11 protein-coding genes and 1 other RNA gene are annotated in these 13,142 nt (G+C 33.5%); 7 read left to right on the top strand and 5 right to left on the bottom strand.

What is annotated here, in order from left to right; translation table 11 throughout:
* On the bottom strand, positions 1-449 hold a 449-nt coding region (locus A6M55_RS07355; protein ID WP_156511000.1), incomplete at its 3' end, for a phage integrase N-terminal SAM-like domain-containing protein.
* Positions 450-589: 140 nt separating this feature from the next.
* On the opposite strand from A6M55_RS07355, the gene A6M55_RS07350 reads away from it, so the two are divergent.
* Both A6M55_RS07350 and A6M55_RS07345 read left to right on the top strand, forming a co-directional pair.
* Entirely contained in the window at positions 590-1,963 is a 1,374-nt protein-coding gene (locus A6M55_RS07350; RefSeq protein ID WP_064197096.1) for a sodium:solute symporter family protein, read from the top strand.
* 8 nt (positions 1,964-1,971) lie between these two features.
* The gene (locus A6M55_RS07345; protein WP_015030708.1) at positions 1,972-2,412 is read left to right on the top strand and encodes a DUF1801 domain-containing protein; all 441 of its coding nucleotides are present in this window, start codon (positions 1,972-1,974) and stop codon (positions 2,410-2,412) included.
* Between the two features lie 22 nt (positions 2,413-2,434).
* Here A6M55_RS07345 and A6M55_RS07340 read toward each other — a convergent pair whose 3' ends face one another.
* Positions 2,435-2,929 (bottom strand): hypothetical protein, encoded by a 495-nt coding sequence (locus A6M55_RS07340; RefSeq protein ID WP_015030707.1) that lies wholly within the window; start codon positions 2,927-2,929, stop codon positions 2,435-2,437.
* A 70-nt stretch (positions 2,930-2,999) separates the two neighbouring features.
* On the opposite strand from A6M55_RS07340, the gene A6M55_RS07335 reads away from it, so the two are divergent.
* The 4 genes from A6M55_RS07335 to A6M55_RS07320 all read left to right on the top strand — a co-directional run bounded on the left by A6M55_RS07335 (position 3,000) and on the right by A6M55_RS07320 (position 7,478).
* Complete coding sequence (locus A6M55_RS07335; RefSeq protein ID WP_064197095.1) at positions 3,000-5,126, top strand: Tex family protein; 2,127 nt, start codon at positions 3,000-3,002, stop codon at positions 5,124-5,126.
* A 49-nt stretch (positions 5,127-5,175) separates the two neighbouring features.
* Positions 5,176-5,551: a transfer-messenger RNA gene (gene ssrA, locus A6M55_RS07330) on the top strand.
* A gap of 89 nt (positions 5,552-5,640) precedes the next feature.
* Entirely contained in the window at positions 5,641-6,234 is a 594-nt protein-coding gene (locus A6M55_RS07325; protein WP_064197094.1) for a pyridoxamine 5'-phosphate oxidase family protein, read from the top strand.
* Positions 6,235-6,317: 83 nt separating this feature from the next.
* On the top strand, positions 6,318-7,478 hold the full coding sequence (locus tag A6M55_RS07320; RefSeq protein ID WP_064197093.1) for an aldose epimerase family protein: 1,161 nt from the start codon (positions 6,318-6,320) through the stop codon (positions 7,476-7,478).
* 56 nt (positions 7,479-7,534) lie between these two features.
* Here A6M55_RS07320 and A6M55_RS07315 read toward each other — a convergent pair whose 3' ends face one another.
* From A6M55_RS07315 to hisG, 3 genes are read right to left on the bottom strand one after another with little or no spacing between them, the layout of a single operon-like run.
* Positions 7,535-8,302, bottom strand: a complete 768-nt coding sequence (locus A6M55_RS07315; protein ID WP_064197092.1) for a 3-hydroxyacyl-CoA dehydrogenase — start codon at positions 8,300-8,302, stop codon at positions 7,535-7,537.
* A 43-nt stretch (positions 8,303-8,345) separates the two neighbouring features.
* Entirely contained in the window at positions 8,346-9,617 is a 1,272-nt protein-coding gene (gene hisD, locus A6M55_RS07310) for a histidinol dehydrogenase (RefSeq protein WP_064197091.1), read from the bottom strand.
* A gap of 43 nt (positions 9,618-9,660) precedes the next feature.
* Entirely contained in the window at positions 9,661-10,530 is an 870-nt protein-coding gene (gene hisG, locus A6M55_RS07305; RefSeq protein ID WP_015030701.1) for an ATP phosphoribosyltransferase, read from the bottom strand.
* A 987-nt stretch (positions 10,531-11,517) separates the two neighbouring features.
* Here hisG and A6M55_RS07300 point away from each other — a divergent pair.
* The coding region (locus tag A6M55_RS07300; RefSeq protein WP_156510999.1) for a hypothetical protein at positions 11,518-13,142 on the top strand (1,625 nt) is incomplete at its 3' end.

The raw sequence follows: 13,142 nt of genomic DNA, 5'->3' as shown, positions 1-13,142 counted from the left end.
CGTTTATTAAAATTAATGTCCGTAACTTTCAAATTTAGAACATCACTCAATTTCAATCCGGCTGCATAAATAATTGACATCAAAGCTTTATGCTTGAGATTTTCTAAGACTGAAATTAGTTTTTTAACTTCATCTTCGGTCAAAATTTCCGGTAAACTTTCAGCTTTAGATTCGCCGTTTGCTTTAATACCTAACTTACGATTGAAAATTACCTCATAAAATAATTTGATGGCTTTTCCTGCTTGGAGAGCAGCATCAGCGTTTCCACCTTTCTTTTCACCGAGGTCAATAAGATAAGCGGCAATAAGTTCTTCCGTAATTTTACTTTGGGGCAAATCTCTAAAATGATTGTAAAATACAAAGATAGCATTCCGATAAGCAGCTATCGTTTGTGTATTGTACTTCCCCTTTCTTAGAATTTCTGTAAAACGTTCAATTAGGTGGGTCACAGCTTAGGTAATTATTTTTGGGTTGTTATTAAGAAAAATATAAATATTGACTCTAAAATAAGTGTAAAGTCACATTTTTAATGAGTTTTTTTATGATTTTTGCATAAAACTAAAAACAAAAAATTAAATAAACCAAATAAATGCTCATTTGCTTTATAATTCTTTATTTATTAATAACTATTGGGGTTGGTTGGTATGCATCAAAGAATGTAAAAACTTCAAAAGATTTTACAATAGCTGGCAGGCAAATGCCTACATACGTTGTTGCCTCAGGTTTATTTGCCACTTGGTTTGGTTCGGAAACTGTCATGGGAGCTTCATCAGAATTTGTAGATAATGGCCTATTAGGTGTAATTGAAGACCCTTTCGGAGCAGCTTTATGTCTGTTACTTATAGGAATGTTCTTTTCAAGACCACTTTATAAACTAAATATTTTAACTTTTAGTGATTACTTCCGCATCAGGTATGATAAAAAAGTCGAATGGATTTCAGCAATTTTTATGATTCCGTCATATTTTAGCTGGATTGCTGCACAACTTGTCGCATTGGCTATCGTCCTGCAATCAATAGCGAATGTGCCATTTGTTTGGGGAATTTTAATATGTGCATCAGTCGTACTGTTTTATACTTATGTTGGAGGAATGTGGTCTGTTGCTATTACAGATACCATTCAAACGGTAATAATTGTTATTGGTCTATTATTACTAATGCTAGAAATGCTTTATGAAGTTGGGGGAACAGAAAAAATTCTCATGGATACCCCAAAAGATTTTTTTAGGTTTACTCCAAAAGATAATTCCTTCAATAGTTGGATTGGCTATTTTGCAGCATGGATTACAATCGGTTGGGGTTCAATTCCTCAACAAGATGTATTTCAACGAACGTTATCAGCCAAAAATGCAGATGTTGCCGTAAGAAGTGCCTATTGGTCTGCCCTTATGTATCTTTCAGTAGCTTCTATGCCACTTGTCATTGCACTATGTGGAAGTATTTTGTACCCAGACATTAAAAATGGAGATTCTCAAATGCTCATTCCATTTTTAGTACTAAAACACACAAGTTTAGGCATGCAAATTCTTTTTTTTGGAGCATTACTTTCTGCCATTTTAAGTACTTGTAGTGGAGCCATCTTAGCCCCAGCAACAGTTTTAGGTGAAAATTTAATAAAACCACTCTACGGACACAAAATTTCAGATAAACAATTGCTCAAAACTATGAGAATGTCATCAATTGCCATTACAGCTCTGAGTGTTACTTTATCTTTATACAAGGCAGAAATTTATGAATTGGTTGGCGAATCGTCTGCTTTAAGTTTAGTTGCCCTATTTATTCCACTGGTGGCTGGCCTATACTGGAAAAAAGCAAATGCACTTGGAGCGATTCTCTCAATGACTCTGGGCACAAGTGTTTGGACGCTCTTTGAATTCTATGAATCTGAAATCCCATCCATGATTTGGGGTTTGCTTGCGAGCATTAGCGGAATGATTTTAGGCTCTTTAATCAAGAAAAATTAATTTTTTTTATGGAAAGGTACATTTCTATTGAAGATTTTATTGAAAGTCAAAATACAGATATAGGTCTATTACTTACTCAATTAAGAAATTGTGTATTGAATACGCATCCTAAAATGAAGGAGAGGTTTTTGTATAATACAGCTATGTTTGGCGTTAAAAATGAATTGTGCTATTTCAATGTACTAAAAAATGATAAAGGAATTGAAGTTGGATTTCATAGAGGATTTCAGCTATCCAATGAGCAAAATATTCTAGAAAATAAGAATAGAAAGTTTATTCATGGCATTACGTTTAAAAATATTAGTGATTTTAAAGAAAAAGAAGCTTTGTTTATAGAAGTAATCCAAGAAGCAATTATTCTTGATGATATACACGAAAAGTCAATTTTTTCCGAAATGTTACAAAATGGAAGAAAAGCTAAACAAAAGATAAACCCCTCAAAGGATTAAGCTTGAGGGGTTTATTTCATAGTTATTTTATGTATTTTTGCTCAAAATATTCTTTTTTCTCTCTTAGTGTTTTTACTAAAGTTTCAATCTCTTTTGGTGGTTTATTGTATTCAAAGGTTACTTTGTATTTCGAATCTCCTTTGACAATCTCTACCCATTCGGCTCCACCATCTGCACAATCCGGACAACCGATAACTTCATTTAATTTTTTAAAGGATTCATAATTAAGATTCTTCGTAATAGTACTCTGAAAATCCGCATCAAGAACTTCTTTATATGTAATTGGATTTCCTCCCACAGCACCCCTACCCTCATTATAATAAACAGTAAACAACAAATCGGAGTTAGCTATATTTAATTCTTTTTTACAAGGCCCCACGCACATACCAAAACTTGTACCGTAATTGATTGTATAATCGCCCATAGATGCCTGATTAACAGACACTTCATTTTCTTTTTCACAATTTAACAAAAATAATGTGGAAAGAATCATTAAGATAAGAAATTGAATTTTCATAATTTAATTAGATTTTTGTGAATTAGTTTTACAAAGATAAGATTCAGAATACATATAAAAGGTTGGAAAGATGACTCCAAAACAAATTCAAATTATTGCTCAAACAGTAGGTGTGAGCGAAAAAAGTATCCAAAATACCATTAATTTATTCGAAGAAGGAGCAACAGTACCATTTATTTCTAGATACCGTAAAGAAATGACTGGTAGCATGGACGAAGTACAAATTGCTAATACCAAAGAATTATACAATAAATTTCAAGAAGCGGATAAACGCCGTGAAGCAATCATAAAATCTATTGAAGAACAAGGTAAAATGACACCTGAGTTATTAAATAAACTCAAAAATGCACTTTACCTAAACGAACTAGAAGATTTATATCTCCCTTACAAGCAAAAACGAAAAACGAGAGCGATAATAGCTATTGAAAAGGGCCTTGAACCACTTGCTAAAATAATTTTTGCTCAAAAAGACAGAAATATTGAAGCAATTGCTGAAAAATACCTAAATGAGCAAGTAGAAAATGTGAATGATGCTCTTCAAGGTGCAAGAGATATTATGGCAGAGTGGATTAACGAAGATATTCAAGCCAGAAATGCAGTTCGCAAACTATTCGAACGTGAAGCAATTATTACTTCTAAAGTTAAAAAAGGCAAAAAAGAAGAAGGAATTAAATATCAAGATTATTATGATTTCTCCGAACCGCTTTCAAAAATTCCATCTCACCGCCTATTGGCACTTCGCCGTGGTGAAGAAGAAGGTATTCTCTCGATTGATATTTCAATTGAAGTAGAACGTGGCGTAGATGCCCTCGACCGTATTTATCTACGCGGCTTACCTGAAGCTAAAGAGCAAGTAGAACAAGCTATCAGTGATTCGTATGACCGTTTATTGAAGCCGAGTATCGAAACTGAATTTAGTAATATTTCTAAGCAAAGAGCTGATAGTGAAGCAATAAAGATTTTTGCAACCAATCTTCGTCAGCTGCTTCTAGCTTCTCCGTTGGGGCAGAAAAGAGTATTAGGCATAGACCCCGGATTTAGAACTGGATGTAAAACTGTATGCTTGAATGAACAAGGAGATTTATTGTTCGATACAGTAATTTATCCAATGGATAAGAAAATTGAAGCAGAAGCAGTTGTTAAAAAATTAATACTTGAATATCGAATAGATGCCATTGCCATTGGAAATGGAACTGCGAGCAGAGAAACAGAGGCTTTTATAAAAAACCTCATTAAAGCATCCAACGGTTCATTGAAAGTTGCAGTTCATGTTGTTTCCGAACAAGGGGCTTCTATTTATTCGGCTTCACCCATTGCTCGCGATGAATTTCCGAATAAAGATGTAACCGTTAGAGGAGCCATATCTATTGCAAGAAGATTAATGGACCCACTTGCAGAATTGGTTAAAATTGACCCAAAATCAATTGGTGTTGGCCAATATCAGCATGATGTAGAACAAAAAATGCTGAAAGAGAGTCTTGATTCAGTAGTAGAAAGTTGTGTAAACTTAGTTGGCGTTGAGTTAAATACCGCCAGTAAACACTTATTGAGTTATGTTTCAGGATTAGGCCCTTCATTGGCACAAAATATCGTAGAATATCGTGCAAAAAATGGTGCTTTCAGTTCAAGAGAAGAACTCAAAAAAGTACCACGCTTAGGTGCAAAAGCATTCGAACAATGTGCAGGATTTCTTAGAATTAGAGGAGCTGAAAACCCATTAGATAATTCAGCTGTGCACCCAGAAACTTATGCAATAGTACAGAAAATGGCCAAAGATTTAGGTGTTAAGGTTTCAGAATTAATTGGTAATGAGCAGCTTAAATCAAAAATTGTATTAAAGAATTATGTCACCGAAACGGTTGGAGTTCCTACGCTAAATGATATTTTATCAGAATTACAAAAACCAGGTCGTGACCCTCGTGAAGCCCTTGAAGCATTTGAGTTTTCGGCCGATGTTCATTCAATGGAAGACCTAAAAGTAGGTATGATTCTTCCAGGAATTGTAACCAATATTACGGCTTTTGGATGTTTTGTAGATATTGGTGTTCATCAAGATGGTTTAGTACACGTATCGCAGATGTCTAATAAATTCATTAAAGACCCCAATGAAGTAGTTAAGGTTCATCAAAAAGTACAAGTAAAAGTAATGGAAGTTGATATTCCAAGAAAACGAATTGGTCTTTCAATGAAGTTTTAGTTGGGGATTTGAACTAAAACCATTAATTTTGCATTCATACAATGCAACTGGGGACGACCGGTTTTGACGGCGTGAGTGGTTGCGAGTATAAGCATGTCGGGAGTTGGTAGAATCTCCTGTCAAAAATTCTTCCAAAAAATAACTGGCAATACTTCGTATGCCATGGCTGCTTAATTCCGGAGTGAATTAAACATTTAGCCACATCCCGCCTCGGCTAACCTCTGCCGCTGAGGAGTTCGGGGTGTCGACAATGCAGAGGCGATTACTTGCGGGGAACTTGCTGGTAATTAGTATTTAGGTTTCTAAGGAACAGTCTTGGTACGTCGGACACCGAGCTTTTCTCGAAAATTAAGACCGACTAAACATGTAGAAGGCTCGACGATTGCCATGTTCGGACCAGAGTTCGACTCTCTGCGTCTCCACTAAAATCCTGATAACCAATAAGTTGTCAGGATTTTTTTATTGAAAAAACTTTTTCTAAAACAAATAGTTTTTCTAAAAAAGAGAAGAACTAATGCGTGAGATTTTTTTAGGAAACGATTTAGAGGAAATTGAAAAACAAATTTGGCAATTACTTAATGATTCGGTTCATTCATACAAAGCACCATTTCATCATGGAGTTATTGCCACAATCAATGAGCACTTTCCAGAACAAAGAACAGTAGTTTTGAGAAATGTAATTTTGGCAAAAAAAGCTTTATGCTTTCACACCGATATTAGGTCAAAAAAAATTGATGACTTAACTAAAAATAATTCCGTAAGCTGGCTTTTCTACAATGATGAATTAAAATTACAGCTAAGGATTTACGCAAAAGCATTTATTCATCATCAAGATGAATTTTCTGAAAATGCTTGGTCTAAAGCTCGCTTACAAAGCAAGTTATGCTATACTACTGCCGCAAAATCGGGGAATTTTATAGAAATTCCCGAATTAATTGATTTAAATAGGAAAGATGTCTCTAATGAATTGCTGAGCTTTGCCAGAGAAAACTTCTGTGTAATTGAGACCCAAGCCCATGCATTAGACTTCGTTTTTTTAAATGCCAATGGTAATAAACGAGGTTTTTTTGATTATAGACATCAATTTTCAAGTTGGCGACAGATTTAAGAACTTAAAATTTGGCTTCAATTAATTATATGTACTAACTTAGAGCTTCATTCTATTTATTCAATCTTAAATTCAAATAAACTATGAAATTGAAGGCCCTAAGTTTGCTGCTTTGCAGTGCACTTTTATTTCAAAATTGTACCTCAAAAAAAACAGAAACTACACAAGACTCCACAACTTCAGCAATAAAAAGTATTGAAAAAGTTGATTTTGGGAATTTACCTACAGGTGAAAAAGCAGAGCTTTATACTTTAAAAAATGCGAATGGTATGGTTGTAAAAATATCCAACTATGGTGGAATTATTACAAACTGGCTTGCTCCTGATAAAAATGGTAAATATGTAGATATCGCTCTTGGCTCTGATTCGTTGAAAGATTATTTGGAAGCTTCTCCTTACTTTGGTGCATTAGTTGGCCGATATGGTAATCGAATTGCTAAAGGCAAATTTACACTTGATGGCAAAACCTATACACTTGCTCAAAATAATGGTGTAAATGCACTCCACGGTGGTAAAAAAGGCTTTGATAAAGTATTATGGAACGCTACTCCCATTGACGGCGAAGAACCACAATTGAAATTAACTTATACTTCTGCAGATGGAGAAGAAGGCTATCCTGGTAAATTAGATGTAGAAGTAATTTATACGCTTCAAAAAGATAATTCTCTGAAAATTGATTATCAAGCAAAAACCGATAAAGCTACGGTGGTTAATCTTACTAATCATGCTTATTTTAATTTAACTGGAGATTTCACTAAAGAAGTACTTGACCACGAAGTAATTCTGAATGCTGATAAATTCTTACCAGTTGATGAAACACTTATTCCTACAGGTGAGTTAAAAGCCGTAGCCGGTACACCTTTTGATTTTACCAAATCATTCAAAATTGGGGCAAGAATAAATGACCCTAAAGATGTTCAAATTAAATATGGAAAAGGGTATGACCATTGTTGGGTATTTACGGATACAAGCAATAAATTAAAAAATGTTGCAAGTGTTTATGAACCTAATTCAGGTCGAGTTTTAGAAGTTTTCACTACCGAACCAGCTATTCAATTCTACACTGGGAATTTCTTAGATGGAAAAGCAAAAGGGAAAGGTGTTAGTTATAAATTCCGTACAGGATTTTGTTTAGAAACTGAGCATTACCCAGATTCACCAAATCAAGCGAAGTTTCCAACTACCGTTTTGAAACCAAACGAAACTTATCAAACGACAACCATTTATAAGTTTTCAACTAAATAAAACAAAAAAGGTGTGAAGTATACTTCACACCTTTTTTCATTATATCATTTCTTGAATTACTTAGCTGCCATTCTAATAGCACCATCTAATCTTATGATTTCTCCATTAAGCATCACATTTTCAAATATATGTTTGGCTAATGAAGCATATTCAGATGGCTTTCCTAATCTTGGAGGAAATGGAACTTGCTGACCTAATGAATTCTTAACCTCCTCTGACATTCCCATTAATAAAGGAGTTTCAAAAATACCGGGTGCTATGGTCATTACTCTTATGCCAACTCTTGCTAATTCACGAGCAATTGGTAGTGTCATTGCAACGATTCCACCTTTAGAGGCCGAATATGCAGCTTGCCCAATTTGACCATCATAAGCAGCAACTGACGCAGTATTGATAATTACACCTCTTTCTCCAAATTCATTGGGTTCATTATTTTGCATGGAAGCAGAAGCTAATCGAATTACATTGAATGTACCAACAAGGTTTACATTGATTACTTTAGCAAATAAATCAAGTGCATGTGGACCATTTTTTCCAACAACACGCATCGCTGGGCCAATTCCAGCACAATTTGCCACACCGCTTATACTACCATGATTGCTAACAGCCCAATCTATTGCTTCACTTACTTGTGCTTCATTAGAAACATCGGTTTGAATAAATTTTGCTTTAGTACCTAATTGTCTCTCAGCAGCTAGTCCAGCATCAATATTTACATCTAATAAAACTACATTTGCTCCATTATCAACTAGCATTTGAGCAGTGGCTAATCCAAGACCAGATGCACCACCAGTTACTAAGAAAGTACCATTTTCAATATTCATTATCGTATTTGGTAATCAGTGTAAAATTACTTCCATGCAAATATTAATTTATTAAACTCTCCATACGCAAAGACACCGCTCGTTTGTGAGCTTCTAAAGATTCTGCTTCGGCCATTAGTTCAACTGTACGACCTATATTAAGAATACCTTCTTTAGAGATTTCTTGGAAAGTAATTTTCTTTACAAAACTATCAACCGAAACACCACTATAAGCACGAGCATAACCGTTGGTTGGTAATGTATGATTTGTACCCGATGCATAATCTCCACATGATTCAGGTGTGTAATTTCCTAAAAAGATAGAACCTGCATTGATAATTTTTTCTCCTACCTCATTGTAGTTTTCTACGGCTAAAATTAGGTGCTCAGGAGCATATTCATTGATTAAATCAATGCAATCTTGCTGGTTATCCAACAAAATAATCTTAGAATTTTCAATAGCTTTAGAAGCTAAATCTTTTCTTGGCAGTCTATTTAATTGTCCTGAAACTGCAAGATTTACTGCTGAAACAAATTTCTTACTTGTAGAAACCAATAATACCTGACTATCAGTCCCATGTTCGGCCTGTGAAAGTAAATCAGATGCTACGAAAGAAGGAATTGCAGAATCATCTGCCATCACTGCCACTTCTGAAGGTCCAGCAGGCATATCTATCGCTACACCTTCTTTACTTAATAGCTGTTTAGCAGCAGTAACATATTGGTTTCCAGGGCCAAAAATCTTATATACTTGTGGAATAGATTCAGTGCCATAAGCCATTGCTGCAATAGCTTGTGCCCCACCAATTCGATACACCTTTGTAATACCAACTAATTTAGCTGCATAATAAATTGCAGGATGATTGCTTGGAGAACAAAGTATTCTTTCTTCACAACCAGCAATTTGTGCAGGAACACCTAACATTAAAACGGTAGAGAACAATGGAGCTGTTCCGCCTGGAATATAAAATCCAACTTTTTGAATACCTACACTTTTTCTCCAGCATTTCACCCCTGCCATTGTTTCGATAACCTCGGGTGACTGTTTTTGTGATTGATGAAATGTATAAATATTGTTGTATGCTTGTCCAATTGCTTCCTTCAGTTCGAAAGAAAGAAGCCCCTCAGCAGCATCAATTTCCTGTTGTGAAACTTGAAAGTTATTTAGCTCAACCTTATCAAATTTTAAAGCAAACTCTTTTAATGCCGAATCGCCTTCATGCTTTACTTTTTGTAAGATAGGAAGTACCTTTTGCTCAATTTCGGCCATTTCTTGCACTGGTCTTGCAAGCAAGTTCTTCCATTCTGAGCGTTGTGGAAACGAAATAATATTCATTTATTTATTGCTAAGCAATGCTTAGAACTTTTTTAAATTGATTTTAGTAAATCATTTTTTCAATTGGAATTACCAATATTCCCTCTGCACCAGCTCCACGAATTGCTTCTATATTTTCCCAAAACTGATTTTCTTCTAAAACAGAATGTAACGAACTCCAACCCTCCATTGCTAGAGGTACAATAGTTGGACTTTTCATACCCGGAATTAAGTTGATAATATCTTGCAACTTATCATTTGGTGCATTCAACAAAATATATTTATAATTCTGAGCCGTTTGTACCGCTTTGATTCTAAACAATAATTTATTGAGTGTATCAATTTTTGATTTTGGTAATTTCTTATTAGAAATCAAAATAGCTTCCGAACGGAAGATTGTTTCAACCTCTTTCAAACCATTACTTAAAAGTGTACTCCCCGAACTAACAATATCACATACCCCTTCTGCTAAACCAATACTTGGAGCAATTTCAACAGAGCCACTGATTTCATGAATTTCAGCTTTTACTCCTTGTTCCTTCAAATAATTGCCTAATATTCTAGGATAAGATGTAGCGATACTTTTTCCGTTGAAATCGTTAACGCCTTTGTATTCAACGCTTCTTGGTACGGCAATAGACAATCGACATTTTGAGAATCCTAGTCGGTAGGTTACCTCAGCCTTACGATTAGTTTCAACAAATACGTTTTCACCAACAATTCCTATGTCAGCAACTCCATCTTCTACGTATCCTGGAATATCATCATCTCTGAGAAACAAAAATTCAGCAGGAAAGTTTGAAGAGGAAGTTTTTAATTTTCCAGTACCACTTTCAAATTTAATCCCACATTCTTTGAATAATCTAAACGAATCCTCACTTAATCTACCTGATTTTTGGAGGGCAATTCTCAGTATTGACTCTGTATTTGGCATTTTTACAATTTTGTTCTTTGGTCAAAGCACAAAATTAACTTAATCGTGTGGCAATGACAAAATAATAATTGGTTTAAGTTTATAATTATCTCTTTTTGTAAAGAATAAACTTTCAAAACATTTTGAAAGTTTATAGAATTGTACATAAATTTACAGTAAAAAATATCTTTCCTATAACCGTTACCGTTACCCAAAATGAAAAATTACTCTACTCAAATTTCACCAAATCAAAATCCTTTATTATCATCAAAAACAAAAAAAATAATTTCATTATTAATTTTAGCTTGTATATGTTTAATGGCAATCTTTAATTAGGCTTGAATGTTATTTTAAATTTTGTTAATCATAAAACCACTGAATTTTAATGTGATTTTGTGAGTTTGATTCCTTTTTAGTAGAAGTCTTAATCATCATTTTTTAAATTTAACTTCTTAAGACCATCAAATTGTTTCGGTAATTATTTGAGTATTTACCTATTCTCACTTTGCCTTTTCAAAATTTGATACCGCTAAATAATTTTTTTGGCATAAGATTTGGTACAGGTCAAGAACACAAACCATAAATTCACTGAAATGAGATATTAATAATTTCAGTAAATGTGCTGGTTTTAAAAGAAATGAACCCAAAACAACTTATCGAATCATTTCTGAAGCAAAAATTTAGTTAAAAAAATTAAATCCAAACCAAAGTATTCATTCATTGGGCTAGTCCAATAGTTCTAGTGATAAAATCTCGTCTAGGCGAGCAACATCTTGAATATATTACCTTAAAAGTAAAATTGAATAGAAACAAAGCTTATTAATTAGAAAAAAACAAGAATTTATTATTGACTCTAAAGGCAAAAAAGATACATCTTGATGTCACAGAGTAAGAATCATCGTGTATAAAGACTTAAAAATCGCTATTGTTAATGGCGATTTTTTTATGTTGTTAAAAGTAGGTTATTTAGAATTACTCATCTATTTTTGGTATTAAAACATACGAAAAATGAACAGAATATTCTCACTACTTTTTATCTTACTAACTACAAATTTTACTTTCGCTCAAAAACTTACCAATCAACAGTTAGAAAATATTCTGAATAATCTTCAAGAAAAACAATTCATTAGTGAATTTGGAAAAGATGCTTTTTTAAAAGTAGTCAATAATGAAGATAAAATGTTGAACCAAAGAATTTACAATTCTCCGTTGGCGGGCATTAGAAACCTACCTGACTCACTTATTAAATCAAAGACAGGTATTTTAGGATTTATTGGCATTTTTGAATTACTGAGAGATGTTGGTTCTTCAGCCGATGAAATGATACAAATCAAAGAAAGAGCTGAAAAAATGTTGGGAGAAAGGATGTTCTTTAAAACCGAAATTGAAGGAAATATAAACGTAAATAATCCACTGACATTTATCGGACTTTCGCAAAACCTCAAAGTATCAAAAGAAAGCTATACTTTGATGGCCAATGAATTAAAAAACATAGGCCTAGTTAATGAAAATGTATATAAAGACCTAATAAAATGGTTAGAAAAAGACCAGATAAAGTTAATTAAAGACTTCGGATTTTTTATTTATGCCGCCAAACAAAACTATTTTTATGAAAATTACGAATCGTTAAAAAACGAACAATTAAAATTCATTAATAATTTACAAGAAAAGGGTTTATTAGAAAAAGAAGATGCAGAGAAAATTAGTCAATCTTATCAAACGTTTGAGTTAAAAAGTAACATTGATATTCTTTCTTCTTGCAAAAATGTAATCTTGGTTTCAAACGAAGCTCCAAACTTAACAAGAGAAGAAATTTACCTACAACTCTTCACGCAAATTAAAGAAAAGTTATTGCCAAGCCTTAATTTTCAAAATTTTAAACTTGAAGAAGTAAAAACCAATGAAAGTCAAGATGACCTTTTGGTAGAGTCACTTCCAATGGCTAGTGCATTGGGCAAGGACAAAAAAAACTACTGTTTAAGCTTCAATATCAATGGCTCATCGTACTCTCAAAAAGCCAATACCAACTTTACCCTTCTTAATACAATACGAAAAAGTATTCCTCCAGAACTTGATATAGATTCATCTATCATTAACACTTACATTCATGTTTTCTCCTTCGTAAGTGGACTCACAAACAAGGATTTTCAGTCAATAAATGACTATTTAATTGACCAACACTCAGCAAAAAGAGTTTTTGTGGTGAATAATGAGTATAATCCTTTTATTAGTAGAATTGAAAAACGAAAGGCAATTATACTTATTGACAGCACTCAGTTTAAAATCTTCACTCAAAAGAATGGTATCAATGAATTTTTGGGGAAATTGAGTAATATCGAACTTGATTTTTCAGCCAAAAATAGTAGAGATAGTATTTATGCAATCATTAATGTCTGGCAAAAAAATGGTTTGGTTATACAACCAGAACCGAGTAAAATTGAAAAAATAATCAATGAAATACGACTTGAACCCAAGCTTTCAAAAAATCTAAAACGAAGCTTATTCATTGGTTTTCCTGAAAATTCAACCACAATTAACTTTAATCTACAGAAAGAAATTGACCAAATTGTAATTTTTAAAAATTTTATTGCCGAATTATCAAGGATTTCAAATGACGTATTTAAACCAGAAAA

The sequence above is a fragment of the Emticicia sp. MM genome, from assembly GCF_001649495.1.
This window is presented reverse-complemented; position numbering and strand designations above follow the sequence as displayed.